Here is a 25,728-nt window from a genome sequence, read left to right as displayed (position 1 = left end):
GCCCCGAGGTTACGACCTTTGAAATACGCACACTCCGTGCGCGGGCCCATGCCAGACAGCCATAGTGACCGGATTATCCTCTCCGGCGAAAGGTGGAATGGCGCGCCATTCCCCCGCAGGTAAAACCATCTCCGCCACCTCGGCGGTGGCGTTGAGCGCCATCAGCCAGCGATCGGACAATATGATCTGCATACGCGGCGCACCGTGCTGCCATTCATCGGCGGACAGCGGCTGCGCATGTTGGTTTAACCAGCGAACGCGGCCGTCTCCCTCCTGCCACCAGCGATTCTCGGTTAAAGCCGGAATACGCTGGCGCAGATGAATTAGCGCGGCGGTGAACGCGGTCAGCCCGCGGTTAGTATGGTTCCAGTCCAGCCAGGTCAACGCATTGTCCTGACAGTAAGCATTATTGTTGCCATGCTGGCTGTGACCGTGTTCGTCACCCGCCAGCAGCATCGGCGTTCCCTGCGCCAGCAGCAGCGTCGCAAGGAGAGCGTGAACGCTGGCACGACGCCGTTCAATCACGGCAAGACTCCCTTCTAATCCTTCTATACCATGATTGTTGCTGTAGTTATTGTTAGTCCCATCGCGATTCTCCTCCCCGTTCGCTTCATTATGTTTCTGATTGAAACAAACGCAGTCGCGCAGGGTAAAACCATCATGGGCGGTGACCAGATTCACCGCCGCCGCAGGCGCTCGTCCATGACGCTGAAAGACGTCGCTGGAAGCGGCAAAGCGCTGAGCGAAGTCGCCCAGCGAGACGTTCTGCTGCAGCCAAAAACGACGCGCGGTATCGCGAAAATGGTCGTTCCACTCGGCGAACAGCGGCGGAAAGTTCCCCACCTGGTAGCCGCCGGGACCGATATCCCAGGGTTCCGCGATCAGCTTCACCTCCGCAAGATGCGGATCGTTACGGATGGCCTCAAACAGCGGCGCATCCTGACGAAACGCCGGCGTCCGCCCCATCACCGAAGCCAGGTCGAAACGAAAGCCGTCAACGTGACACTCATCGACCCAAAAGCGCAGGCACTGGCGGGCATACTCCACCACGCCGGGGTGGCTGAGGTTGATGGTGTTCCCGCAGCCGGTCCAGTTGTGGTAATCACCGTCTTCCCTGATCCAATAATAGCTACGGTTATCGATTCCGCGCAGCGAGAAGGTCGGCCCTTCCAGGTCTATCTCCGCGCTATGGTTGAGCACCACGTCAAGGATCACTTCAATGCCCGCTGCATGCAGCGCTTTAACCGCATCGCGAAACTCATTTAACGCCTGTTCCGTCACGCTGGCGTAGCGGGTATCGAGGGCGAAAATCGCCAGCGGGTTGTAGCCCCAGTAGTTGCTTAACCCCATCCGCTGAAGGCGCGGTTCGCTGGCGAACTGCGCCACCGGCATTAACTCTAGTGCAGTAATGCCAAGCGTGCGGAAGTAATCGATCATCACCGGGTGACCGAGCGCTTTATAGGTGCCGCGGATATTCTCCGGCAGATCGGGGTGCAGATACGTCAGCCCCTTGACGTGGGCTTCATAAATCACCGTCTGGCCCCACGGCGTGCGCGGCGGCTTATCGCCGCGCCAATCGTAATGCAGGTCGATCACCCGCGACTTCGGCGCTATCGCTGCGCTGTCGCGGTTGTCGGGAGCGAAGTCGCCGCCGTGTAGACGCTCATCGTCAGGCAGCCCGCCCTCCACGTTATGGCAGCAGGGGTCGAGCAGCAGTTTGGCCGGATTGAAGCGGTGTCCCTGCGCCGGGTCCCAGGGCCCGTGGACGCGATAGCCGTAGCGTAAGCCAGGCCCGGCATCGGCGAGCCAGCCGTGCCAGATATCGCCGCTGCGCGCGGGCATGTCGACGCGCCGCTCATTGCCCTGGTCGTCAAACACGCAGAGTTCCACCCGCTCCGCATGGGCGGAAAAGAGCGCGAAATTCACGCCTTTACCGTCGTAGCTGGCCCCTAAAGGCGCGGGCTTTCCTGCCGTGAGTGCGATCATTGCGCCTCCCGCACCAGCCACACCGTCGCCAGCGGCGGTAGGGTAATGGAGAGGGAGTGTTCACGACCGTGGCTGGCGATCGCTTCGCTTTCAACGACCCCGCCGTTGCCGGTATTGCTGCCGTGGTAGTGCATGGAGTCGGTGTTCAGCTCTTCACGCCAGCGGCCGGGCTGGTTGATGCCAAATCGGTACTCATGACGCGGCACCGGAGTGAAGTTGCTGGCGACGATGATTTCATTGCCCGCCTTGTCGCGACGAACAAAGATAAACACTGAGCGCTCATGATCGTCCACCACCAGCCATTCAAAGCCGTAAGGGTCGAAATCCAGCTCATGCAGCGCTTTGTGGTGACGATAGGTATGATTGAGGTCGCGGACTAGCCGCTGGACGCCGTGGTGCCAGTTGTCGCCGCCCTCCAGCAGATGCCAGTCGAGGCTCGCATCGTGGTTCCACTCACGCCCCTGAGCAAACTCATTGCCCATAAACAGCAGCTTTTTACCCGGGAAGGCAAACAGCCAGCCGTAGTAGGCGCGCAGGTTGGCGAACTTCTGCCATGCGTCGCCCGGCATGCGGTCGAGAATCGATTTTTTGCCGTGTACCACTTCATCATGAGAGAGCGGCAAGACAAAGTTTTCGGTGTAGTTGTAGAGCATGCCGAAGGTCATCTTGTCGTGATGATGTCGACGATGCACCGGGTCCAGCTTCATATAGTCGAGGGTGTCGTGCATCCAGCCGAGGTTCCATTTAAACCAGAAACCCAGCCCGCCGGTTGAGGAAGGACGAGAAACGCCGGGAAAATCAGTCGACTCTTCCGCCATCGTCACCGCGCCCGGCGTCTGTTCGCCCAGCACGCGGTTGGTATTACGCAGAAACTCAATCGCCTCCAGGTTTTCCCGACCGCCGAACTCGTTCGGTACCCACTCGCCCTGTTTGCGGCTGTAGTCGCGATAAATCATCGACGCCACCGCATCGACCCGCAGCGCGTCAATGCCAAAGCGCTCGATCCAGTACAGCGCATTACCAACCAGGTAGTTGCTGACCTCGCGGCGGCCATAGTTGTAGATCAGGGTATTCCAGTCCTGGTGATAGCCTTCGCGCGGGTCGCTGTGTTCATACAGCGAGGTGCCGTCAAACGAAGCGAGAGCAAAATCATCCGCCGGGAAATGACCGGGCACCCAGTCCAGAATAACGTTAAGCCCCGCGGCGTGCGCGGCGTTGATAAAGTAGCGAAAATCCTCCCGGGTGCCGAAGCGACGGGTGGGCGCGTACAGCCCGGTCGGCTGATAGCCCCAGCTGCCGTCAAACGGATGCTCGTTAACCGGCAACAGTTCGAGGTGGGTAAAGCCCATCCATTTGGCATACGGGACCAGCTGGTCGGCAAGCTCGCGGTAGCTTAACCAGAAGTTATTATCGGTGTGGCGGCGCCAGGAGCCGAGGTGTACTTCATAAATCGATATCGGCGCATCAAACTGATTCGCCTGCTTGCGCTCCGGCGGCTGCTCGACCTTTTCCGGCAGCCCGCAGATAAGCGAGGCGCTCTCCGGGCGCATTTGCGCTTCAAAAGCGTAAGGGTCAGATTTCACCCGCAGATTGCCATGGGCATCGATAAGCTCGAATTTATACAGCTGACCGTTCAGCGCGCCGGGAACAAATAGCTCCCAGATGCCGGACTCTTTGCGCAGGCGCATCGGATGACGGCGGCCGTCCCAGTAGTTAAACTGGCCGACAACCGATACCCGGCGGGCGTTAGGCGCCCAGACCGAGAAGCGCGTGCCGACCACCCCGTCCATGGTGTCGGCATGCGCGCCCAGCGTTTCATAAGGACGCAGATGCGTGCCTTCCGACAGTAGCCAGACATCGAGATCCTGCAACAGCGGACCAAAACGATACGGGTCATCAATCAGGTTCTGCTGCCCGTGCCAGGTGACGGCCAGCTGATAGCGAAAAGGATTTTTGCGGCGCGGCAGAACGCCGCAGAAGAAACCGCGCGAGTCGAGGCATTCTAGCTTGCCGACTTTGCGTCCGGTTTTTGGTTCAATGACCCACACATCGGTGGCATCGGGTAATAATGCACGAACTTCCAGCCCGGCGTCGGCGTAATGCATGCCAAGCACGGAAAAAGGATCCGCAAAATGGCCGGCGATAAGCGCATTAATCACGTCCTTATCAATACGATTAGACATGGTTTCATCCTGTTGTAGGTGTCGCCCTTTCCTGTATCCGGCGACTTTTTTTGACCTGAACGGCGCAGCACGTTATGCGTCCCCCTGCTCCGTCCCACCTTCAGGTAAGGAGACAGCGTGACTCCTTACTTAAAGCATAGCCAAGGCTGAGTTACCTCCGTTGGGAAAAATCTAACATTCGCGTTTACTCCTTGTATTACGCAAAAAAAAGGGGTGTTTCAACACCCCTTTTCCCATCTTGTGACGACTACGCCAGCTGTTTTAGCATGCGGCGGAGCGGCTCGGCGGCCCCCCACAGCAGCTGGTCGCCCACGGTGAAGGCCGACAGATACTCCGGCCCCATGTTCAGTTTACGCAGGCGGCCCACCGGGGTGGTCAGGGTGCCGGTGACGGCAGCCGGGGTCAGCTCACGCATAGTGATATCACGATCGTTCGGCACCACTTTGGCCCACGGGTTGTGCGCGGCCAGCAGTTCCTCAACGGTCGGAATAGAAACCTCTTTTTTCAGCTTGATAGTGAACGCCTGGCTATGGCAGCGCAGCGCGCCAACGCGAACGCACAAGCCGTCTACCGGAATCGGTGAGGCGGTCGCGAGAATTTTGTTGGTCTCCGCCTGGCCTTTCCACTCTTCACGGCTCTGGCCGTTATCCAGCTGCTTGTCGATCCAGGGGATCAGGCTGCCCGCCAGAGGAACGCCAAAGTTGTCCACCGCCAGTTCGCCGCTGCGGGTCAAAGAGGTGACCTTGCGTTCAATCTCCAGGATCGCGGAGGCCGGATCCGCCAGCTCAGCAGCAACGTGGCTGTGCAGTTGGCCCATCTGGGTCAGCAGCTCGCGCATATGACGCGCGCCGCCGCCGGAAGCCGCCTGATAAGTTGCCACGCTCACCCACTCGACCAGATCCTGAGCAAACAGGCCGCCGAGAGACATCAGCATCAAGCTAACGGTACAGTTGCCGCCAACAAAGGTTTTCACGCCGTTGTTCAGACCTGCGGTAATGACGTCCTGGTTCACCGGGTCAAGAATGATAATGGCGTCGTCCTTCATGCGCAGCGAAGAGGCCGCGTCAATCCAGTAGCCCTGCCAGCCGCTTTCACGCAGCTTCGGGTAAATATCGTTGGTGTAATCGCCGCCCTGACACGTGACAATAATGTCCAGCGCCTTCAGCGCTTCCAGATCAAACGCATCCTGAAGCGTGCCACCGGTACTGCCACCAAAAGATGGAGCAGGCTGCCCCAGCTGAGAGGTGGAGAAAAAAACAGGGCGAATGGCGTCAAAATCGCGCTCTTCAACCATGCGTTGCATGAGGACAGAGCCGACCATTCCGCGCCAGCCGATAAAACCAACATTTTTCATAACGTATTCCTGCGAGGTGTGTGCTGTTTGTTCCAGGCCAGTTTCCTACTGGTTAGTCCTTCACATTACAAAATGCAGCTAAAGTCGCAAGTGAAATTAATCAATGATTGCGAGGCAATCAGTAACGCAGCTAATTTTGCCTGATGGCCGCCGTCACTGGCACCCCGGAATACCCGAATAATTATCAGGGAATTTACATTGTGAAGGGAATATTTTCCGCCGCTATTTTATTGATCCGGGTTATGGATTGCAGCAGAAATTCGGTTGTTTTATTCTCGCTGACCAAACTGGTTAAATCCAGGCGTGGCATGGGTTTATGAGCCATATGATGTTTGTCGTATTTCTGGTAGTGGCAGATCGGAAGAGGGGTAAAGCTAAGGGTTTTCGATATAAGTAGAGCGGGGAAATTAACCCGGCATCGCCTCGCTCCGCCGGGTGTTTCACTTTGTCGGTTAACTCAACAGCGTAAACGCAATCATACCGACTATCGCCCCGACGGTGCCGAGGATAGTTTCCATCATCGTCCAGGTCTTCAGCGTTTGCGCTTCGGTCGCGCCGGTAAACTTACCGAACAGCCAGAAGCCCGCGTCGTTAACGTGGCTGACGACGATAGAGCCGCCGGCGATGCAGATGGAGAGCGCCGCCATCTGCGCGCCGCTGTAGTGCAGCTGTTCAATAACCGGCATGACCAGACCGACGGCCGTCAGGCAGGCCACGGTCGCGGAGCCCTGAATAATACGTACCGCCGCCGCCAGCACAAAGCAAGTGATCGCAATCGGCAGGCCCATCCCGGTCAGCGCTTCGCCGAGCGCCGGCCCCACGCCGGAGTCGACCAGCACCTGTTTGAACACGCCACCCGCGCCGATCACCAGCAGAATAATGCCCGCTGGCTGAAGCGCATGACCGCAAATCTCCATCACCCGATCTTTGGCCATCCCCTGACGTACCGCCAGGCCATAGATCGCCACCAGGCAGGCAACCAGAATTGCGGTAAACGGATGGCCGATAAACTCAAACCATTCGTAGGCGGTAGAGCCTTCCGGCACAAAACGCGCAGCGATGGTTTTCAGGCCAACCAGCACCAGCGGCAGCAGAATTAAGGCCAGACTGAAGCCGAAGGACGGCATTTTGCCTTCGCCGAGGTGCGGCTCGCTGATATCGTCAGGCGTATGCAGCTCAACGTAGCGGCTGATAAAGTTACCCCACAGCGGCCCGGCAATAATCATCCCCGGGATCGCGGCGCACAGGCCAATCAGGATCATCCAGCCAAAGTCGGCGTGCATCTGTGATGCCAGCAGCATCGGCGCAGGCCCCGGCAGCAGGAACGCCGCGGCGGCGGCCACCCCGGCAAACAGCGGGATCACCAGCTTCACAAGGTTGGTACCGGTATGACGCGCCATCGAGAACGCCACGCTGATCAGCAGCACGATCGCCACTTCGAAAAACAGCGGCAGCGCGCAGATAAGGCCGGCCAGGCCTATCGCATAGTGGGCGCGACTATGGCCGAAAGATTTCAACATTTTGACGGCAATCTGGTCGACCGCGCCGGTTTCATGCAGGATCTTCCCGAACATTGCCCCTAGCGCGACGACGATAGCCAGAAAGCCCAGCGTGCCGCCCATGCCTTTTTCCATTGTCGCCGCGATCTTGTCCAACGGCATGCCGGAAAAAAGCCCTGCTCCAATAGAAACCACCATCAAAGCCACGAAGGCATGCATACGCGCCTTCATCACTAAAAACAGCAGCAGCAAAACGGAGCCGACTGCTGTTAAAACAAGCGTTAATGTACTCACTATTTACTGCCTTTGTTGATCACCTCAATGGTGCTGGCGACCACGCCTTCCAATGACTGGTCGATATCGACGATTAAAACATCGTTTTCATCCGTGCCCGGCTCTTGCAGCGTTTCAAACTGCGTAACCAACATCTGGGTTTTAAAGAAATGGCCTTTACGCGCCTTCAAACGTTGTTCGATAACTTCGAAATCGCCTTTAAGATAGATAAAAGAGAGGTTCGGGTTGCCTTTACGCAGGATGTCGCGATAGCTCTTTTTCAGCGCGGAGCAGACAATCAGCGACACTTTATTGGTACGCTGCATGGCAAACGCGGCATCGTTCAGCGCCTGCAGCCATGGGGTGCGGTCATCGTCATTTAACGGTTCGCCGGAAGCCATCTTGTTGATGTTGCTGCGCGGATGCAGAAAGTCACCGTCGAGAAACGCGGCGTGCAGTTGATGCGCCACTTCGCTGGCGACAGCGGATTTGCCGCTGCCGGAAACGCCCATCAGGACATAGATGTGGTGATCATGGTTAGTCGTGCTCAAAGCTTCCTCCCACTGGACACATACGCGCAGCCTGGCAGCGTTTAACGGCGTGGAACACTGGCGTACAGGTTAATTGTTACGGGTAACTGTTATCGGTAACATTGTCATGCCGGAGTTGTGGAGAAGCAATAACCATTCGTGCCAGATGTGAATATGTGTGATCTACTTCAAATTTGTCAGTTTAAATAGATCCGCCCGGTGACAATGTGAAACCTAAATCTAACATCTTAGGCGTCACCGCTTCACCGCGAATACGCGCCAGCAAACGCTCTGCGCCAATCCGCCCCATCCGCTCACGCGGCGTCAGCACGCTGGCCAGACGCGGCTCCATCACCTGGCCGATATCGTGGCCGTGGAAACCGGCAATCGCCATATCGTCAGGGATTTTCAGCCCCAGACGCTGGCACTCAAACGCCGCGCCGACCGCAAGGTCATCGTTGGTACAGAATATGCCGTCAAGCTGCGGATATTCACGACGCGCCTGGCGCATCAGCTCAATCCCCGAAGAATAAGAGGAAGACTGCTCAACCATCACGCTGTAGGGCGTCATCCCGGCATCAAGCATCGCCTGCTCGTACCCCTTCTGTTTGATGATAGTACGTTCATCAAGACGTGCGCCAAGATAGGCAACGTGACGGTGGCCATGATTGATAATCGCCGCGGTCATCTGCCGGGCCGCTTCAAAGTTATCAAAGCCGACGGCGATATCGAGACACGGCGACTGGCTGTCCATCAGCTCCACGACCGGGATCCCCGCGACTTCGACCATCTTCAGGGTGCGCGGCGTGTGGGTTCGTTCGGTGAGGATTAGACCGTCAATGTTCCAGGAAAGCATGGATTCCAGACGTTTTTCTTCCATTTCCGGCTTATAGCCGTAGTGCGCCAGCATCGTCTGGTAACCGAAAGAGTCGGTCACGCTTTCAATACCGCGCAGCACTTCTGAGAAAACCTGGTTGGTTAACGAGGGCAACAGCACGCCAATGGCGCGGCTGGTGGCATTAGAGAGGATGTCAGGGGCGCGATTAGGAATATAACCCAGTTCATCGAGAGCAACGGCTATCTTGCCACGCAGCGCTTCGGAAACCTGTTCCGGGTTACGTAAATAGCGACTGACCGTCATTTTGGTCACGCCGACAAGATCGGCTACATCCTGAAGTACGGGTCTTTTCTTTTTCATCGTCCTGACTGCGATCAACGGGGAAACATTTCCCCAGTTTATCACGGACAAAGCGCAACCTTCCCTAACATCCGGGAAGGTTGCGCAATTTATTTAGACCCGATCGGAGAACGATCAGACGGGCGGCAGATCGAACAGCAGAATTTCGCTATCGCTGTCGGCGTGTACGGAAATCGCCTGCTCGTCCCAAATCGCCAGGCCATCGCTGGTGGTAGCTTTCGTTCCGTTGATGGTGACTTCACCTTTCACCACCTGGATCCACACCCGACGTTCAGCGGCAATCTGGTGCACCGACTGCTCATCTTTCAGCAGCGCCCAGCGGTACAGCTCCATATCCTGGTACACCTTCAGCGAACCTTCACGAGCATCCGGCGACAGTACCAGCTGTTTGCCCTGCGCGGCGTCAAAGCGGCGCTGTTCGTAGCGCGGCGTGATGCCATTTTTTTCCGGCATAATCCAGATCTGGTACAGATGCAGTTTTTCCGTGGCGCTTGGGTTGTACTCAGAGTGACGAACTCCGGTACCCGCGCTCATGATCTGGAACTCGCCCGCCGGAACCTGCTCTTTATTCCCCATGCTGTCCTGGTGTTCAACGGCCCCTTCCAGCACGTAGGTCAGGATTTCCATGTCCTTGTGCGGATGGGTACCGAAGCCCTGGCCGGCATCAATCACGTCGTCATTGATCACCCGCAGCGCCGAGAAGCCCATAAAGTTAGGGTCGTAATAGTTAGCGAAAGAGAAAGTATGCCAGGAATCCAGCCAGCCGTGGTTAGCGTGGCCGCGTTCGTTAGCTTTACGTAAGTAGATCATGTTGCACCCCCGTATGTTTTCGATGGACTCAGTGTGGACCCAATCGCCAAACGATCATAGAGGGTGAAAATTGACTCCTCTGTTCAAAAAATATGAACGAGTACAGAGGAGCCATGATGGCTTATCGGGTAAGGGTAATCGTGGCAGGTGATGGCTGTTCAAAGCCGCGTTCGAGGATCTCCAGGTTTGTGAGAACTTCAGATTCCTTGACGAAATTTGGCTGACCGTTAATGAGGGTTTCATACAGCGAATCATAGACTCGCCCATAGTCGCCGGTTTCAAGCGGGATCTCTTCCCGTACGGTTTCCCCCGCCTCATTGACGTACTCCAGCAGACCAACCGTCTCATCCGCGCCGAATCCCGGCTCGCCCGGCATAACATTGGCCTTAAGGCTGGTCTCCTGCTGGTCGATACCGTATTTAATAAACGAACCTTTATGACCATGGACGATGAATTTTGGGTAGGGCAGCTTCACCAGATGGCTGGTTTTGACGATCGCCTTCAGGTTGCCGTAGAACAGCTGGGCCTCAAAGGTATCGTCCGGGTTGGCCTTATTGCGCAGGCTACGGATGTCATAAGAGACATGGTCCGGGCGACCGAACAGGGAGATAATTTGGTCCAGGGTATGGACGCCCAGGCCGTAGAATGTGCCGTCCTGAGGCAGCCCGGGTTTTCCTCCATCTACCGGACGATAGTTGTCGAAATGGTTTTCAATCTCGACGATCTCGCCAAGTTTTCCGCTCTCAATCACCTTCTTCGTGGTCAGGAAGCAGGAGTCGAAGCGACGATTCTGGTACGGCGTAACCGTCAGTCCCTTGCTTTTCGCCAGGGCGAATAGCGTTTTTGCCTCCTCAAGCGTCGGGGTAAAGGGCTTTTCGACCAGCACATTTTTGCCCGCCTCCAGCGCCCGTTTCGCATAGGAAAAATGGCTGTCCGCGTGGGTGCAGACAATCACCAGTTTGACCTGCGGGTCGTTAAGCACTTCCTCGAGGTCGCTGGTGAAGTGGATGTGCGAATACTGCGGAGCCTGTTCCTCCGGCTTTGCGCTGCGGCGGTAGATATGCGCCACATGCCAGCGTTCTTTTCGGTGCAGGACATAGGGAAGATGGTAGCGGGTGGTGCTTTTGCCGAATCCAATAAATGCGCAGTGCAAAGTCATAACGCTATCCTTATTTAAGGTCTCTGCTGTTAACCATAGCGCAAGCTGGCTGCAAACTTAACCCCTTCAATGAGTGTGCCAAATTCTTAAATGTTAAATTTAGCGCTCAAATTTATTGACCCTGCTGGCTAAATTCTGGATAAGAGGACCCCTCGGGAAAAGAACGTTTTTTATCCAGCGCGCTCACCGTTTCCCAAAATACGATGACTAAAGGAGTAGCCATCTCGTTCGCATGGAAAGCAAATATATCGCCTTAAATAGCGCCCTTCTCTTTTGGCTGCTTGGCCTGATGGCCTGGTGCTTCGAATCCACGTATCTGGCCTGGCTATCGGGCTCTTTCGCCTTATCCTCCTTCGTTTTTCATTTTCAATATCAGCGGATTAACCATATGTTTAAAAAGAACAAAATCATTGAATCTACGCCGCCGGCGGTGAATACGGCGGTACTCAACGGTGAATCTCCCTCCGCCATGGCCCGAAAACCGGCCACCACGGTTATCGCCGGCGGTATCCGCTTTGACGGAAACATTATCGCCGAGGGAGACGTCGATATTTACGGCACCGTAAGCGGCAATATCGACGCGCGAGAGAGCCAAATAAAGATCATGACCGGCGGTCTGGTAGAGGGGAATATCACCTGCCGCGAGCTGATTATTGACGGCTGCGTCATCGGCCAGTGCCGCAGCGAAACGATTGAAATCGATAAGAATGGCAACGTGACCGGCACGTTGGCCTACCGCACGCTGGCCATCAAAAAGGGCGGCGTTTTTTCCGGCCAGGCAGAGCTGCTGCCGGCGGCAGAAAAGAGCAACGTCGTAGGGTTTATCGCCGATACCGCTATTGAAACCAAAGATAAGGTTGAGGCGCAGTAGCAGCCATCCGGGTGCGGCGGAAAAAAGCAAAAAAAAAGCCAGCACCCGGCTGGCTAAAGTAATACTGGAAGCAATGTGAGCAATGTCGTGCTTTCAGGCTTTCCGCAAGGGTCTCCCTGAATGCAGAGCAATAATAATCATTCTCATTCGCACTTGTCTACTCCTTTTTGCAAAAAATAGGCGTTGATCCCTTTTTTAAAGTCAGTGATCTTTAAAGGGACACTTAACCTAAAAAGGAAAATGAAGAATGAGCGACATCGTGATACGCCATGCCGAAGCCAAAGATTACGACGCAATCCGTCAGATCCATGCTCAGCCGGAGGTATATCACAATACGCTACAGGTTCCTCATCCTTCCAGCCATATGTGGCACGAGCGACTAACCGACCGACCGGGCGTCAAACAGCTGGTCGCCAGCATAGATGACCAGGTCGTGGGACACCTCGCCATTGAGGTTATCCAGCGCCCGCGCCGGAGCCACGTCGCCGATTTCGGCATTTGCGTGGATTCACGATGGCACAATCGCGGCGTTGCCAGTGAGCTGATTCGCACCATGATCGACATGTGCGACAACTGGCTGCGCGTTGACCGTATTGAGTTGACGGTGTTTGTGGATAACGCTCCCGCGGTGGCGGTGTATCAGAAATTAGGCTTTGAAATTGAAGGGACGGGGAGAAAGTATGCCCTGCGCAACGGCGAATATGTCGATGCCTACTTTATGGCGCGGCTGAAGGGATAATGCTCAACTAACCCTCTCCCGGCAGGGAGAGGGTCGGAGTAAGGGTACACCTAATACCCTGCCGTTAAATCATCCGGGGAACGCGGATCGGATGCGCCGTACAGCGTGCCGTCCGGGCCAACCATAATACTCTGGGTGCTGCCCATCGCCTCTTTCACCGCCACTTTCTGCCCTTTACTCTCCAGCAGCTTCAGCGTATCCGGGCTGAATCCCTTCTCCACCCGCAGTTCATCCGGCAACCATTGATGATGGAAGCGCGGGGCGTTGGTGGCTTCCGCGACGTTCATTCCGAAATCGATGGTATTCACCACCATCTGCAGTACGGTAGTGATAATGCGGCTGCCGCCGGGGCTACCGGTCACCAGCCAGGTTTTGCCATCTTTCACCACAATCGTTGGCGACATCGACGACAGCGGACGCTTTTTCGGCTCGACGGCGTTGGCGTCACCGCCCACCAGCCCGTAGACGTTCGGCACGCCGGGTTTAGCCGAGAAATCATCCATCTGATTATTCAGCAGAATGCCGGAGTTCCCCGCCACGATGCCGGTGCCAAAGGTCGTATTCAGCGTATAGGTCACCGCAACGGCGTTACCGTCTTTATCCACCACCGAGAAATGGGTGGTCTGGTTGCTTTCATACGGCGCCAGCTTGCCGGGGCGGATCTGGCTCGACGGCTTCGCTTTATTGATATCAATCTGTTCAGCAATTGATTTGGCGTATGCTTTGCTGGTCAGCGCCTGACACGGCACTTTGACGAAGTCCGGATCGCCAAGGTATTCCGAGCGGTCAGCATAGGCGTGCTTTTCGGCTTCCGCCATCACCTGCATGGCATCGGCGCTGCCGAAGCCGTACTTATGTATATCGAAGTTTTCCAGAATATTCAGGATCTGCACGATATGAATGCCGCCGGATGAAGGCGGCGGCATCGAGAACACCTGATAGCCGCGATACTCGCCGCTCACCGGCGTACGTTCGACCGCTTTGTAATTCGCCAGGTCCGCTTTGGTGATAAGCCCGCCGTGATTCTTCATCTCAGCGGCAATCTGGTCGGCAATCGCGCCTTTATAGAACGCGTCCGGTCCCAGCTCGGCAATCAGTTCCAGGCTTTTACCCAGCTGTTTTTGCACCAGCTTATCGCCCTTTTTCAGGGGCTCGCCGTTTTTCCAGAAGATAGCCCGGCTGTTGGCATGGTCGGGGATCACTTCGCTACCGTAGGTTTTCAGATCGTCGGCCAGCGCATCGTTGACCGTGAAGCCCTCTTCGGCCAGCTTAATCGCCGGGCGAATCACTTTGTTGAGCGGCATCGTGCCGTATTTTTCCAGCGCAAGGGAGAAGCCGGCGACGGTGCCCGGGGTACCGGAAGCCAGATGCGAGGTCAGCGATTTCTTACTGTCCGGGTTGCCCTGATCGTCGAGAAACATATCCCGGGTAGCCTGTTCCGGCGCCATCTCGCGGAAGTCGATCGCCGTGGTATTGCCATCTTTGGTTCGCAGCATCATAAAGCCGCCGCCGCCGATATTACCGGCCTGCGGATGGGTGACCGCCAGCGCGTAGCCCACCGCCACGGCGGCATCCACCGCGTTGCCGCCCTGACGCAGAATATCCACGCCTACCTTCGTTGCCAGCGCGTCCACCGAGGCCACCATCCCCTGCTGCGCGCGGACCGGATGAAAAACATCTTCCTCTACACCATAAGACACAGGCGGAGGAGCGGGATTTGCCGCGACGCTAAAACTGCCGCCCGCCAGCAACGCAGCGATGACCACCTGACGCCAGAGCGTTGTTTTTATCATTGTCATACTCCTGAATGATGTTTTTATTTACCCATAATCCTGGATGATAAGTCTTAAAAAATCATTGTTGTGCCGGAAAGAGGGTAAACTTAAGAGATCCCATGAAAGGGAGGAGAGAACAATGAAAGCTATGTTATATCTGGCGGCGCTGCTGCCGCTGAGCGCTCTGGCGCAGCCAATCAATATCGACAATAACCCCAATCAGCCGGGGTACGTGGTGCCCAGCCAGCAGCGAATGCAAAATCAGATGCAAACCCAGCAAATGCAGCAGCAAAACAATCTTAAGCAGGGTATTCAAAGCCAGTCGCGCGCGCAGCAGCAGCATCTTCAGACGCAGTTGAATAACGACCGGCTGCGGGTACAGCAGAATGACAACCTGAACCGGCAGCAGCCTCTGCCAAACACCAACGGTGGAATGCTGCAACGCCAGACGACCCCGTAAGGGCCGCCTGGCGCAGGTGCAGATTACCCCGGGAAGTTGGGACCGATGACGTCAATCGCATCGGTGCAGATGCTGTCCACGCCCCAACGCAGCAGCTCGGCGGCGCGCTGCGGTTTGTTAACGGTATACACCAGAATATGCAGACCCGCGGCCCTCAGGCTCGCCACGCGCGCTTCATCCAGCAGCTTATGGTTGAGATGAATAGAGACACAGCCGAGGCGCGCGGTTAGTTCGCGCCAGTCGTTGCGCCACTCATCCAGCAGCAGCCCTCGCGGCAGCTCGGGGGCGGCTTCCTGCGCGGCTTCCAGGGCATCGATTTCAAACGACGAGAGCAGCGGCGGGGTCATGCCCTGCCACAGCTCACGCGCCGCCAGCGCTACCGCTTTACCGGTCAGCGGACCGGTACCGGTTGTCGGTTTGATTTCGATATTCGCCTTCATACCGTGCTGACGGCAGCGGTCCGCGACCTCGCTCAGCAGCGGCAGCGGCTCGCCTTTGAACTCGCCGCTATACCAGCTGCCGGCATCCACTTTCAGCAGATCGTTCCACGCCAATTCACCCGCCACGCCCCAGCCGTTGCTGGTGCGTTCGAGATTGTCATCGTGCAGTAAAAAAATCTGCCCGTCTTTCGATAACTTAGCGTCAAACTCAATCATCGTATGGCCGTAACGAGCGCCAGTATCGATAGCCGCCAGGGTATTTTCCGGGGCCAGTTTACCGCCGCCGCGGTGGGCGACGATATGAGGATAAGGCCAGTGACTCATGCGCGTTGTCCTGTTTCACTATCAAAAAGGTGCAGACTTTCCTGCGGCAGATGCAGCCACAGGGTACTGCCCGCCTGCGGTCGCTGCTGGTGCGGCAGCCGGACCACCAGCTTCTGCTCGCCCCAGCGCCCGTGGGCGAGGTTGTCGGCGCCTAAAATTTCCAGCGTATCCATCACCAGCGGTACGCCACCTTCCGCCTGGGAGCTTAATGCAAAATGTTCCGGACGGATACCCAGCGTCATCTTACGCCCGGCGTAGCGGCGATGCTCGCTGTTGATCGGTAAAAGCATCCCACCCGCAAGCTCGAAGCGGCTACCGTCGTCGCTGACCCGGCCTTCCAGCAGGTTCATTGCCGGACTGCCGATAAAGCTCGCGACAAAGCGGCTGGCTGGCTTTTCGTACACCTCGACCGGTGTGCCAATCTGCTCGGCGACGCCTTTATTCATCACCATCACCCGCTGCGCGAGGGTCATCGCCTCCACCTGATCGTGGGTCACGTACAGCGAGGTGGTTTTCAGCCGACGATGCAGGTGCTGCAGCTCAAGACGCATCTGCACGCGCAGTTTGGCATCGAGGTTGGAGAGCGGCTCATCAAACAGAAATACCGCCGGGTCGCGCACGATAGCCCGCCCCATCGCCACGCGCTGACGCTGGCCGCCGGAGAGTTCGCGCGGACGGCGCTTCAGCAGGCCGTCCAGCTCCAGAATGCGCGCCGCTTCCTGGACGCGCTCAGCAATTAATCCTTTACCTAAACCGCGAATTTTCAGGCCCCACGCCATATTCTCTTCCACGCTCATATGCGGATAGAGGGCGTAGTTCTGAAACACCATCGCAATGCCGCGGTCTTTCGGCTCCATTTCGGTGACGCGCTTGCGGTCAATCCAGATATCGCCGCTGGTGACCCGTTCCAGGCCCGCTACCATGCGCAGCAGGGTTGATTTTCCGCAGCCCGAGGGGCCCACCATCACAATAAATTCGCCGTCCGCGACGTCCAGCGTCAGCGGTTGGATCACCTGGGTTTTGCCATCCCAGCTTTTGGTTACTGCCTGTAGCTTAAGTCCTGCCATTTTATTTCTCACTATCCACTAGACCACGCACAAACGCGCGCTGCATGGCTAAAACGATGACAACCGGAGGAATCAGCGTGAGCAGCATCGCCGCCATCACCTGATTCCACTGCGTGGTGCCCTGGCCGATGGCGATCATCCCTTTGATGCCCGCGACCGCCGTGCCGAGATTCACGTCGGTAATGATCAGCAGCGGCCACAGATACTGGTTCCAGCCGTAGATAAAGGTGATGACGAACAGCGCCGCCAGGTTGGTTTTCGACAGCGGCAGCACGATGTCGCGGAAGAAGCGCATCGGCGATGCGCCGTCGATACGTGCGGCCTCTATCAGCTCGTCCGGCAGGGTCATAAAAAACTGGCGGAACAGGAAGGTCGCGGTCGCCGAGGCCATCAGCGGCAGCGTGAGCCCGGCATAGCTGTCGAGCATTTTCAGGTTGGCGATCACTTCCACCGTCGGGAAAATACGCACCTCAACCGGCAGCATCAGCGTGATGAAAATCATCCAGAAGAACAGGTTACGCAGCGGAAAACGAAACCAGACGATGGCGAAAGCGGAGAGCATCGAGACCGTAATTTTGCCTACCGTGATGCCGAAGGCCATGATGAAGCTGTTGAGCATCATTAGCCAGAACGGCGCGCTATTGGCCCCTACGCCGTTCACCCAGATAAATTTCATGTTTTCGAGCAGATGGCCGCCGGGAATCAGCGTCATCGGCGTATCAAAGACCGCTTTACTGTCCAGCGTCGCCGCGACAAAGGCGACATACAGCGGAAACAGAATGACCGCGATCCCTAAAATCAGCATGGTGTGGCTGAAAATCGTCAGCCCGCGTCGATTCTCAATCATTGGTAGCGCACCTTTCGTTCAACGTAGCGGAACTGCACCACCGTCAGAATGATGACGAGGAACATCAGCACCACCGACTGGGCGGCGGAAGCGGAAAGGTCGAGCCCGGCAAAACCTTCGCGATAGATCTTATAAATCAGCGTTGTCGTCGCCTGAACCGGCCCGCCGCCGGTTGCGGCATCGATAACCGGGAAGGTATCGAAGAAGGCGTATACCAGGTTCACCACCAGCAGGAAGAAGCTCACCGGGGCGATCAGCGGCAGCGCCAGCCTGAAGAAGCGGCGAACCGGACCGGCGCCGTCAATCGCGGCGGCTTCTACCAGCGAGCGGGGAATAGATTGCAGCGCGGCGAAGAAGAACAGGAAGTTGTAACTAATCTGCTTCCACACCGAGGCGAAAACCACGAGGAACATCGCCTGGCCGCTGTTCTGCGCGTGGTTCCAATCGTAGCCCATCTCGCCGAGGAGATGGGTAATTAGCCCGCGTCCCGGGTTGAACAAGAAGATCCATAGCACCGCCGCGACTGCGGGCGCAACGGCATAAGGCAGCAGCATCAGCGTCTGATAGAAGCGACTGCCGCGCACCACGTAATCCACCAGCGCGGCGAAAAACAGCGAGATCAGCAGACCGCTGACGGTAACCATCGTACTGAACTTAATGGTGGTCCAGAAGGAGTCCAGGTAGTACGGGTCCTGAAAGAGGGCTAAAAAGTTATCCAGGCCGACAAACTGGCTGGAGAGCCCAAAAGGATCGACGCTCTGCAGCGAATACCACAGCGCTTCGCCCGCGGGCCAGATAAAAAAGATGACGGTGATGACCAGCTGCGGCGCGACCAGCACATAGGGCAGCCAACGCGAGCGGAACACCGGACGGGATGATGACATAGTTAAACTCTGAGTTGGTTTCCCCTCATTCCGGCCCTCTCCCTAAACGGACAAGAGTGAAAAAACGGCTCCGGGCGGTCCCCTCTCCCGGCCGGGGAGAGGGTTAGGATGAGGGGCTGGCTATAAGATTACGACTTGGTTGACTGCTCAAAACGGCGCAGCAGCTGATTACCGCGCTCAACGGCCGCGTCCAGCGCCTGCTGAGGCGTTTTCTTCCCGGTCCATACGCTTTCCAGCTCTTCATCCACGATGGTACGAATCTGCGGCATATTGCCCAGGCGCAGACCTTTGGTGAACGGCAGCGGCGGCTTGTTCAGCATCTGGCGCGTCGCGATATCCGCTCCGGGGTTCTTATCATAGAAGCCCTGCTCACGGGTCAGGTTATAGGCGGCGGTGGTAATCGGCAGATAGCCGGTTTTCTGATGCCATTCGGCGGCGTTTTCCGGCTTAGTCAGGAAATCGAGGAATTTGGCGACGCCGGTATAGGTTTCTTTGTCTTTACCCTGCATCACCCACAGGCTGGCCCCGCCGATAATGGCGTTTTGCGGCGCGCCCTTCACGTCGGCGTCGTACGGCATCATCCCTACGCCATAGTTGAACTTCGCGTACTGACGGATATCCGCCAGCGAGCCGGAGGAAGCGGTGGTAATGGCGCAGTCGCCGTTATAGAACTTCTCGGTGGATTCGTCTTTACGCCCGAAGTAGCTGAAGTCACCTTTCTTGTTCAGCTCTTCAAGCAGGGCGACATGCTTCACCTGCTCCGGCTTGTTGAACTCCAGTACCGCATCGGTACCGTCGAAGCCGTTGTTTTTAGTCGCCACCGGCAGGCCGTGCCAGGCGCTGAAGTTTTCAATCTGGATCCAGCCCTGCCAGCCGCTGGCGTAGCCGCACTTCATCCCTGCGGCCTTCAACTTCGCGGTATACGCCGCCAGATCCTGCCAGGTTTTTGGCGGCTGCTCTGGGTCTAAACCGGCTTTTTTAAAGGCGTCTTTGTTGTAGTACAGCACCGGCGTGGAGCTGTTAAACGGCTGGGAGAGCAGATGGCCGGTTTTGGAGTCGGTGTAATAACCGGAGACGGTAGGCACGAACTGCGTTTCATCAAACTGAATGCCCGCATCGCTGAACACTTGATAGACCGGCTTTATCGCCTTAGAGGCCATCATCGTCGCGGTGCCAACCTCATACACCTGCAAAATAGCCGGCGCGTTGCCGGTACGGAAGGCGGCGATGCCGGCGCTCAGGCTCTGTTCATAGTTGCCTTTGTACACCGGAACAATTTTGTAGTCCGGGTTGGCAGCGTTGAAACGTTGCGCCAGTGAATCAACTTCTTTCCCCAACTCCCCTTCCATCGAATGCCAGAACGGGATAGTGGTTACCGCCAGGGCTTGTCCGGCAAATGCCAGGCTGAGCGCCAGTCCTAAAGCTGTATGTCGTAACGATATCATCGGTTATCTCTCTTGTTGTTCCGGATGCGCGATTTCACGCGTTTTATGTTCGCGGGGGTAACATGACATGCTCGAATGACAGAAAAATAACTATTGCATTACAAAAATATTACAATAAATTGGCAAAAACATGATGAAACGGTGAAAAAAAAGTGGCAGGGAAATGGCAAAGCGAAAAAGAGCGCCCGCGCAGACTACAGATAATCAGGGATCTGTAGTTAAATAGGGTTCGTTAAAGAGCACTCTCCGGCGAGCCGTCACAAGGAAAAATATGAAGACGCTGCATAAACCTACCGAGCGCGTTTTACTCATTCTGGAAACCTTAGCCAACGCGGACGGAATGACGCTTTCCGAGCTATCGTTCAAGACGGATATTTCAAAGGGAACCATTTTCCCGATCCTCAAATCACTGCAGTACCGGAAATATATCAGCCACGACGATCGCAACGGTATTTACACGCTGGGGATCTCATGCGCGGTGCTGGCCAGCTCAACGGTGGAAAAAGAGTTCTGGCTGAAAACGATCAATAGCGAAATGCACGCGGTGGTCAACGAATGCAATGAAGTTTGTCAGCTCGGCATTCTGGATGACGCCTGGGTGCTCTATGTTGATAAAGTCCAGGGTGACCAAACCGTGCAGCTGGTCTCCAGGGTAGGAACGCGTCTTCCGGCGATCTGCTCCGCGCTGGGCAAGGCGCTGCTGCATAAGCACCGCGACGAAGAGATTCTCGAGCTCTATCCGCAAGGTTTTCCCTCCGTTACCGCCCGCAGCGTGACGAATATGGCTCAGCTTCGCCAGCAGCTGGAACGGGTCGCCGTCAACGGTTATGCCATGGACGATCGGGAAATCAACGATGACACTATTTGCTTCGCGGTGCCGCTGCTGCAGAAAGGCATCATTCTGGCGGCGATCAGCGTCTCCTTGCCCTACTTCCGCGCCAGCGATGAGAAAACACAGCAGGTCATTCGCGCGTTAAAAGAGGCAAAGGGTCGTATTGAGAGCGTGCTGAACAAGCTGCCGGATATCAAAAATTACTGATTTATTCGCCAACGGCGCCAGCGGAATTGTGATTACCCACACAATACCGATATTTAATAATTCACCGTAGCGCCGGACGATCCTGCCTATTTTCCCATCAATTCATTGATTTAATCAATTATCCGTACGTCTTTTGCGCCATTTGACTTCACATCGATGGCGTGTTTACTTATGCCCAATCGCAAATACAAACACTGTTTGTATATACGAACAAACGGAGAGGTTAAATATGCAAAGTCGTTACATCACCCCGGCAATAACGGTTTTTGATGAGCAGGGTAGGCTGGATCCTGACGGAAATTTCCGCCTGTACGATTTCATTAAAAACAGCGTATCGGGATTTGTCGTCATGGGCAGTACCGGCGAGTTTTTCTCGCTGGATATGAAAACATCCCGTCAGATAATTCAAATGGCGGCAGAGTTCCCGCGCGAGGAAATAAAGGCCTATGCGGGAACCAGCCGCATGGATATCGACGAATGCGTAGAGCTGGCAAACTACGCCGATGAGTGCGGGCTGGATGGCGTCATGATTATCAGCCCGTGGTACTTCCGCCTGACTGATGAAGGCATTTATACCTTTTATAGCCAGATCGCTCGCCGCACCGCCGCCAAAATATTCATCTATAACTTTCCGGAGCGCACCGGCTATTCCGTCTCGCCGGAGGTCTGTTTACGACTCGCCAGAGAGTTCCCAAACATTATCGGTCTTAAAGATACTATTCCGGACACCAATCATACGTCGCAGGTGATTCGCCAGGTAAAATCTGAGCTGCCGTATTTTGAAGTCTATGCCGGTTATGACAATAACTTCGCGCACAATGTTCTGGCGGGGGGCGATGGATGTATTGGCGGGTTATCCAATATTTGCCCTGAGCTATTCCGCGACTGGATGCAGGCATTTAACGATAACGATTTGCAGCAAATTTCGCGGTATCAGCAAAAAGTGGATGGGTTAATGGATATTTACGCGATTAACGATCCGTTCATTCCAACATTTAAAAAAGCATTACAGCTGCGCGGAATTATTCAGTCCGACCGCTGCACGCCACCGTTTAGCTCGCTCGCCACCTGCCAGACCGAAAGTATTCTGCGGATACTTTCCCGTGCGGGTATTGAAATTAATGCCTGACCCCTACGTGGAGGTATTATGAAAACCATCACAGCTTACGACAATCCGGCCCTCAATTCCGCGATTACCAAATCATGGAAGCGCCTGGTGCCGCTGATGTTTATTTTGTACTTCATCGCCTTTATCGACAGGGTGAACGTGGGATTCGCCAAAGAGGCGATGCAGGTGGATATTGGGCTCTCCAATTCCGCTTTTGCCCTCGGCGCGGGGATCTTTTTCGCCGCCTATGCGCTGTTTGGTATTCCCGCTAACCTGATTCTGAATAAAATCGGCGCGCAGAAATGGCTAAGCATTACCACCGCGCTGTGGGGCGTACTCTCTGCCCTCACCGGACTGGTGCAGACGGAAACCCAGTTTATCATCCTGCGATTTTTACTAGGATTAGGCGAAGCCGGTTTTTATCCCGGTATCCTGCTGCTGGCCTCCATCTACTTTCCCAATAAAGTTCGCGCCTCCGTCGTCGGTATCTTCGTGCTCGGCGTACCGCTGGCGTTAACCTTAGGCTCACCCATTTCCGGGGCGCTTCTGGAAATGCACGGCTTCCTCGGTAAACCCGGCTGGTTCTGGATGTTCTTTATTGAAGGCATTCCGGCGGTCATCATGGGGATCTTCGCCTGGTTCTGGCTCGACGATACGCCGGCCAAAGCTCGCTTCCTCAACGACGAAGAGAAAAAGGCGCTGATTGCCCAGCTTCAGCAGGAGCAGCGGCAGACGGAAACCAGCAGCGTCGGCACTGCCCTGAAAAGCCTGAAAGTCTGGCACCTGGCGCTGATCTACGGCACCATCCAGATCAGCGTTTACGGGCTGATGTTCTTCCTGCCTTCGCAAGTCGCCTCGCTAATGGGCTCCACGCTCGGCTTTAAGGAGTCGCTGGTCGCCGCCATTCCGTGGGCCTGCTCCGCCGTCGGCGTCTATTACATTCCGCGTCTGGCGGACAAAATGCCGGCCCGCCGGGTCCTGATTTCGGTCATCTGTATGCTGGCGGCGGCGCTGGGGCTGTTTGTTTCCGCCTGGTCCGGCCCGGTACTCGCCATTGCCGCGCTCTCGCTGTCGGCCATCGGCTTCCTCTCCGTGCAACCTATCTTCTGGACTTTCCCGGCGCAGATTGTGTCAGGCTCAGCGCTGGCCGCCAGTATCGGCTTTTGCACCACCATGGGCGCATTTTGCAGCTTCCTCGCGCCGCTGATTCGCGTTGAGGTCGATGCCTTCTTTGGCAACGATTCGGCGGGTCTGGTCGCCCTGTCGCTCATCACCGTCTGCTGCGCGCTGCTGATTGCCGCCCTCGCGGGCAGAAAAGCGACAAACGGCGTTGCGGTCTCCCACCACTAAGTCCTGACGCGCGTATAACAAAGGATAAATAACATGCAGACCATCTTAAAAATTGACCCTACCGATAACCTGATCGTTGCGCTGCAGGACTTGCGCAAAGAGCAGCAGGTGAACTGGAACGATGAAGCCTACATTCTGCGTAGCGATGTCAAAGCCAAACATAAATTCGCCACCGAGGATATTGCGCCCGGCGATATCGTGTCGCTGTACGGCGTACCGGTCGGCAAAGCGACGCGGCCTATTACCCGCGGCGAAGCCATTACCACGGAGAATATCAAACACTACGCGGCCCCGGTTTCACTTGACGATGTCGCGCCCTATGACTGGCAGCAGCCGGATGTTTCCGCCTGGCAGCAGCGGACGTTTAAGGGGATCGTTCGCGAAGATGGCCGGGTCGCCACCGCGAACTACTGGCTGGTCATTCCGCTGGTATTCTGTGAAAACCGCAACGTTCAGCGCGTCACCGATGCGCTAAACGATGCCCTCGGCTACGCAAATAATGGCCTGAAAAATTTTGCTCGCCAGGTGACCTCGGCGGGGGCCTTAAACGATACCCAGCATCTACCCTTCCCGCATCTTGACGGCATCCGCTGTATTACCGTCAACTCCGGCTGCGGCGGTGCCACTTCGGACAGCATGACCATGTGCGACGTGCTGGCCGCCTATTCCGATCATCCCAACGTTCTTGGGGTGACGGTCTTTGCCCTGGGCTGTGAAAAAGCGCGAATTGTCGATTTCAACGCCGCGCTGGCGAAGCGTAACCCGAACTTCAGCAAACCGATTATTTACTTCAGGCAGCAGGACTGGAGTAGCGAAGAAAAAATGATGCAGGATGCGTTGACCGAAACCTATAACGCGATCCGCGAAGCCCCTGTCGCCGAGCGGCAGGACGTCCCGCTCTCCCACCTCAAAATCGGCGTGAAGTGCGGCGCCTCTGACGGCTTCTCGGGGATCAGCGCAAACCCGGCGATGGGCGAAGTGTCAGATCGTCTTGTCGCCCTCGGCGGCGCGTCGGGGCTGGCGGAATTCCCGGAGCTGTGCGGCGCGGAAGGGGATATCGTTCAGCGCTGCGCGACCCGCGAGCTGAAAGAGAAGTTTCTGTCGCTGATGAAAAACTATGAGCATGTCGCGAACTTCTTCGGCACCACCATCGCCGATAACCCCAGCCCGGGAAACATTGCCGATGGGCTGATCACTGACGCCATCAAATCCGCCGGCGCGGCGAAAAAAGGCGGCAGGGCGCCGGTAAGCGCGGTATGCGACTATGCCGAACCGATGGGAGAAAGCGGCCTTTCGCTGGTCTGCACGCCGGGCAACGATGTGGACGCGGTAACGGGCCTGGTCGCGGCGGGATGCAATGTGGTGATCTTCTCAACCGGGTTAGGTACGCCGACGGGGAACCCTATCGTTCCAGTGCTTAAGGTTTCAACCAACTCCGCGCTGGCAAAAAAGATGCCGGATATTATTGATTATGACTGCGGGCCGATTATCGAAGGTACGCCGCTGGCGGATATCGCCGACGGCCTGTTTGAGAAAATCATCGCCACCGCCAGCGGAACCTGGCGCACTAAAGCGGATGCGCTCGAACAGTTTGATTTTATGTTGTGGAAGCGCTCTCTGGAGCTGTAGGGATCCAGCAAAACGCCCGGCAGACGCCGGGCGTTTTGACTTCACTAACCGCCCAGATAGGCGCTGCGTACCGCTTCGTTAGCCAGCAGCGCGTCGCCGGTATCCTCCAGCACCACGTGGCCGTTTTCCAGCACGTAGCCGCGGTCGGCCAGCTTCAGCGCCTGGTTGGCGTTCTGCTCGACGAGGAAGATGGTCATCCCCTGCTCGCGCAGCTGTTCAATGGTGTCGAAGATTTGCTGAATGATGATCGGCGCCAGACCGAGCGAAGGCTCATCCAGCAGCAGCAGGCGCGGCTGGCTCATCAGCGCGCGACCGATGGCCAGCATCTGCTGCTCGCCGCCGGACATGGTGCCCGCCCGCTGAACCCGACGCTCATGCAGGCGCGGAAACAGCTCATAGACCCACTTGATGCGGGTCTGGAACTGGTCGCGGTCGGCAAAGAAACCGCCCATCGCCAGGTTCTCTTCCACCGTCATCCGCGAGAAGACGCGACGCCCTTCCGGAACAATCGCCACCGCTTCGCGCATGATTTTCGCCGTCTGCCAGTCGGTAATATCTTTACCGTCGAACACCACGCGTCCGCTGGAGGCGCGCGGGTCGCCGCACAGGGTGCCCAACAGGGTGGTTTTCCCCGCGCCGTTCGCGCCAATCAGGGTGACAATCTCTCCCTGATTGATATGCAGGCTGACGTTGTGCAGCGCCTGGATCTTGCCGTAGTGCGCGCTGACGTTGTCAAAAGATAACATCACTTTTTCCAT

General features: G+C 56.4%; 22 protein-coding genes. 7 read left to right on the top strand and 15 right to left on the bottom strand.

Annotated elements, in window-relative coordinates; translation table 11 throughout:
* Positions 1 to 9 precede the first annotated feature (9 nt).
* The 8 genes from glgX to K7H21_RS01735 form a co-directional block, all read right to left on the bottom strand.
* Positions 10 to 1,986, bottom strand: coding sequence for a glycogen debranching protein GlgX (gene glgX, locus K7H21_RS01770; RefSeq protein ID WP_223035533.1), 1,977 nt, complete (start codon positions 1,984 to 1,986; stop codon positions 10 to 12).
* The gene (gene glgB / locus K7H21_RS01765; protein ID WP_004126099.1) at positions 1,983 to 4,169 is read right to left on the bottom strand and encodes a 1,4-alpha-glucan branching enzyme; all 2,187 of its coding nucleotides are present in this window, start codon (positions 4,167 to 4,169) and stop codon (positions 1,983 to 1,985) included. The genes glgX and glgB overlap by 4 nt, the downstream gene beginning before the upstream one ends.
* 247 nt (positions 4,170 to 4,416) lie before the next feature.
* Positions 4,417 to 5,523, bottom strand: a complete 1,107-nt coding sequence (asd, locus tag K7H21_RS01760) for an aspartate-semialdehyde dehydrogenase (protein ID WP_004126104.1) — start codon at positions 5,521 to 5,523, stop codon at positions 4,417 to 4,419.
* Positions 5,524 to 5,975: 452 nt separating this feature from the next.
* Complete coding sequence (gene gntU, locus K7H21_RS01755) at positions 5,976 to 7,316, bottom strand: gluconate transporter (RefSeq protein WP_004126107.1); 1,341 nt, start codon at positions 7,314 to 7,316, stop codon at positions 5,976 to 5,978.
* Entirely contained in the window at positions 7,316 to 7,846 is a 531-nt protein-coding gene (gntK, locus tag K7H21_RS01750; protein ID WP_004126110.1) for a gluconokinase, read from the bottom strand. Before gntK ends, gntU begins: the two co-directional genes overlap by 1 nt.
* A gap of 181 nt (positions 7,847 to 8,027) precedes the next feature.
* Complete coding sequence (gene gntR / locus K7H21_RS01745) at positions 8,028 to 9,023, bottom strand: gluconate operon transcriptional repressor GntR (protein WP_223035532.1); 996 nt, start codon at positions 9,021 to 9,023, stop codon at positions 8,028 to 8,030.
* 114 nt (positions 9,024 to 9,137) lie between these two features.
* Entirely contained in the window at positions 9,138 to 9,833 is a 696-nt protein-coding gene (locus K7H21_RS01740) for a pirin family protein (protein ID WP_024359821.1), read from the bottom strand.
* Positions 9,834 to 9,954: 121 nt separating this feature from the next.
* Positions 9,955 to 10,992, bottom strand: coding sequence for an oxidoreductase (locus K7H21_RS01735; RefSeq protein ID WP_004126116.1), 1,038 nt, complete (start codon positions 10,990 to 10,992; stop codon positions 9,955 to 9,957).
* 232 nt (positions 10,993 to 11,224) lie between these two features.
* On the opposite strand from K7H21_RS01735, the gene K7H21_RS01730 reads away from it, so the two are divergent.
* Together K7H21_RS01730 and yhhY are read left to right on the top strand one after the other, a co-directional pair.
* Positions 11,225 to 11,863 carry a bactofilin family protein gene (locus K7H21_RS01730; RefSeq protein WP_004126117.1) on the top strand — a complete coding sequence of 213 codons (639 nt, stop codon included), beginning with the start codon at positions 11,225 to 11,227 and terminating at the stop codon, positions 11,861 to 11,863.
* A 247-nt stretch (positions 11,864 to 12,110) separates the two neighbouring features.
* Positions 12,111 to 12,602, top strand: coding sequence for an N-acetyltransferase (yhhY, locus tag K7H21_RS01725; RefSeq protein ID WP_004126120.1), 492 nt, complete (start codon positions 12,111 to 12,113; stop codon positions 12,600 to 12,602).
* A 50-nt stretch (positions 12,603 to 12,652) separates the two neighbouring features.
* On the opposite strand, the gene ggt is transcribed toward yhhY, so the two are convergent.
* On the bottom strand, positions 12,653 to 14,395 hold the full coding sequence (gene ggt, locus K7H21_RS01720; RefSeq protein ID WP_223035531.1) for a gamma-glutamyltransferase: 1,743 nt from the start codon (positions 14,393 to 14,395) through the stop codon (positions 12,653 to 12,655).
* Positions 14,396 to 14,516: 121 nt separating this feature from the next.
* Here ggt and K7H21_RS01715 point away from each other — a divergent pair, with 121 nt between their 5' ends.
* On the top strand, positions 14,517 to 14,837 hold the full coding sequence (locus tag K7H21_RS01715; RefSeq protein WP_004126126.1) for a DUF2756 family protein: 321 nt from the start codon (positions 14,517 to 14,519) through the stop codon (positions 14,835 to 14,837).
* Positions 14,838 to 14,860: 23 nt separating this feature from the next.
* Here the strand turns inward: K7H21_RS01715 and ugpQ are convergent, their stop codons facing one another.
* The 5 genes from ugpQ to ugpB all read right to left on the bottom strand — a co-directional run bounded on the left by ugpQ (position 14,861) and on the right by ugpB (position 19,844).
* Entirely contained in the window at positions 14,861 to 15,601 is a 741-nt protein-coding gene (gene ugpQ, locus K7H21_RS01710; protein WP_142470196.1) for a glycerophosphodiester phosphodiesterase, read from the bottom strand.
* Complete coding sequence (locus K7H21_RS01705) at positions 15,598 to 16,668, bottom strand: sn-glycerol-3-phosphate import ATP-binding protein UgpC (protein ID WP_004126131.1); 1,071 nt, start codon at positions 16,666 to 16,668, stop codon at positions 15,598 to 15,600. Before K7H21_RS01705 ends, ugpQ begins: the two co-directional genes overlap by 4 nt.
* A gap of 1 nt (position 16,669) precedes the next feature.
* Positions 16,670 to 17,515: a sn-glycerol-3-phosphate ABC transporter permease UgpE gene (gene ugpE, locus K7H21_RS01700; RefSeq protein ID WP_004116045.1), complete on the bottom strand. Its 846-nt coding sequence runs from the start codon at positions 17,513 to 17,515 to the stop codon at positions 16,670 to 16,672.
* Positions 17,512 to 18,399, bottom strand: a complete 888-nt coding sequence (ugpA, locus tag K7H21_RS01695; RefSeq protein WP_004126134.1) for a sn-glycerol-3-phosphate ABC transporter permease UgpA — start codon at positions 18,397 to 18,399, stop codon at positions 17,512 to 17,514. The genes ugpE and ugpA overlap by 4 nt, the downstream gene beginning before the upstream one ends.
* Before the next feature lie 128 nt (positions 18,400 to 18,527).
* A complete protein-coding gene (gene ugpB / locus K7H21_RS01690) occupies positions 18,528 to 19,844 on the bottom strand; it encodes a sn-glycerol-3-phosphate ABC transporter substrate-binding protein UgpB (protein WP_004126137.1) in 1,317 nt (438 codons plus the stop codon).
* A 271-nt stretch (positions 19,845 to 20,115) separates the two neighbouring features.
* Between ugpB and K7H21_RS01685 the strand changes: the two genes are divergently transcribed.
* The 4 genes from K7H21_RS01685 to K7H21_RS01670 all read left to right on the top strand — a co-directional run bounded on the left by K7H21_RS01685 (position 20,116) and on the right by K7H21_RS01670 (position 24,970).
* Positions 20,116 to 20,883, top strand: coding sequence for an IclR family transcriptional regulator (locus tag K7H21_RS01685; RefSeq protein WP_049115481.1), 768 nt, complete (start codon positions 20,116 to 20,118; stop codon positions 20,881 to 20,883).
* Between the two features lie 229 nt (positions 20,884 to 21,112).
* Entirely contained in the window at positions 21,113 to 22,012 is a 900-nt protein-coding gene (locus K7H21_RS01680; RefSeq protein WP_004126143.1) for a dihydrodipicolinate synthase family protein, read from the top strand.
* An 18-nt stretch (positions 22,013 to 22,030) separates the two neighbouring features.
* On the top strand, positions 22,031 to 23,341 hold the full coding sequence (locus K7H21_RS01675; RefSeq protein WP_112165950.1) for an MFS transporter: 1,311 nt from the start codon (positions 22,031 to 22,033) through the stop codon (positions 23,339 to 23,341).
* A gap of 33 nt (positions 23,342 to 23,374) precedes the next feature.
* The gene (locus K7H21_RS01670; RefSeq protein WP_223035530.1) at positions 23,375 to 24,970 is read left to right on the top strand and encodes a UxaA family hydrolase; all 1,596 of its coding nucleotides are present in this window, start codon (positions 23,375 to 23,377) and stop codon (positions 24,968 to 24,970) included.
* 44 nt (positions 24,971 to 25,014) lie between these two features.
* On the opposite strand, the gene livF is transcribed toward K7H21_RS01670, so the two are convergent.
* A complete protein-coding gene (gene livF, locus K7H21_RS01665; protein ID WP_004126158.1) occupies positions 25,015 to 25,728 on the bottom strand; it encodes a high-affinity branched-chain amino acid ABC transporter ATP-binding protein LivF in 714 nt (237 codons plus the stop codon).

This window comes from Klebsiella sp. CTHL.F3a (assembly GCF_019890895.1).
GTDB lineage: Bacteria > Pseudomonadota > Gammaproteobacteria > Enterobacterales > Enterobacteriaceae > Klebsiella > Klebsiella grimontii.
The sequence above is the reverse complement of the archived record's forward strand: the minus strand, read 5'-3'. Positions and strand labels throughout refer to the sequence as shown.

Coding starts and splice junctions, on each gene's coding strand:
- gntR (WP_223035532.1), bottom strand. CDS start 9,023: ATGAAAAAGAAAAGACCCGTACTTCAGGATGTAGCCGATCTTGTCGGC.
- K7H21_RS01735 (WP_004126116.1), bottom strand. CDS start 10,992: ATGACTTTGCACTGCGCATTTATTGGATTCGGCAAAAGCACCACCCGC.
- K7H21_RS01670 (WP_223035530.1), top strand. CDS start 23,375: ATGCAGACCATCTTAAAAATTGACCCTACCGATAACCTGATCGTTGCG.
- K7H21_RS01715 (WP_004126126.1), top strand. CDS start 14,517: ATGAAAGCTATGTTATATCTGGCGGCGCTGCTGCCGCTGAGCGCTCTG.
- glgB (WP_004126099.1), bottom strand. CDS start 4,169: ATGTCTAATCGTATTGATAAGGACGTGATTAATGCGCTTATCGCCGGC.
- K7H21_RS01685 (WP_049115481.1), top strand. CDS start 20,116: ATGAAGACGCTGCATAAACCTACCGAGCGCGTTTTACTCATTCTGGAA.
- ugpE (WP_004116045.1), bottom strand. CDS start 17,515: ATGATTGAGAATCGACGCGGGCTGACGATTTTCAGCCACACCATGCTG.
- ugpQ (WP_142470196.1), bottom strand. CDS start 15,601: ATGAGTCACTGGCCTTATCCTCATATCGTCGCCCACCGCGGCGGCGGT.
- K7H21_RS01680 (WP_004126143.1), top strand. CDS start 21,113: ATGCAAAGTCGTTACATCACCCCGGCAATAACGGTTTTTGATGAGCAG.
- asd (WP_004126104.1), bottom strand. CDS start 5,523: ATGAAAAATGTTGGTTTTATCGGCTGGCGCGGAATGGTCGGCTCTGTC.
- ggt (WP_223035531.1), bottom strand. CDS start 14,395: ATGATAAAAACAACGCTCTGGCGTCAGGTGGTCATCGCTGCGTTGCTG.
- K7H21_RS01740 (WP_024359821.1), bottom strand. CDS start 9,833: ATGATCTACTTACGTAAAGCTAACGAACGCGGCCACGCTAACCACGGC.
- K7H21_RS01730 (WP_004126117.1), top strand. CDS start 11,225: ATGGAAAGCAAATATATCGCCTTAAATAGCGCCCTTCTCTTTTGGCTG.
- glgX (WP_223035533.1), bottom strand. CDS start 1,986: ATGATCGCACTCACGGCAGGAAAGCCCGCGCCTTTAGGGGCCAGCTAC.
- ugpA (WP_004126134.1), bottom strand. CDS start 18,399: ATGTCATCATCCCGTCCGGTGTTCCGCTCGCGTTGGCTGCCCTATGTG.
- K7H21_RS01675 (WP_112165950.1), top strand. CDS start 22,031: ATGAAAACCATCACAGCTTACGACAATCCGGCCCTCAATTCCGCGATT.
- ugpB (WP_004126137.1), bottom strand. CDS start 19,844: ATGATATCGTTACGACATACAGCTTTAGGACTGGCGCTCAGCCTGGCA.
- livF (WP_004126158.1), bottom strand. CDS start 25,728: ATGGAAAAAGTGATGTTATCTTTTGACAACGTCAGCGCGCACTACGGC.
- yhhY (WP_004126120.1), top strand. CDS start 12,111: ATGAGCGACATCGTGATACGCCATGCCGAAGCCAAAGATTACGACGCA.
- K7H21_RS01705 (WP_004126131.1), bottom strand. CDS start 16,668: ATGGCAGGACTTAAGCTACAGGCAGTAACCAAAAGCTGGGATGGCAAA.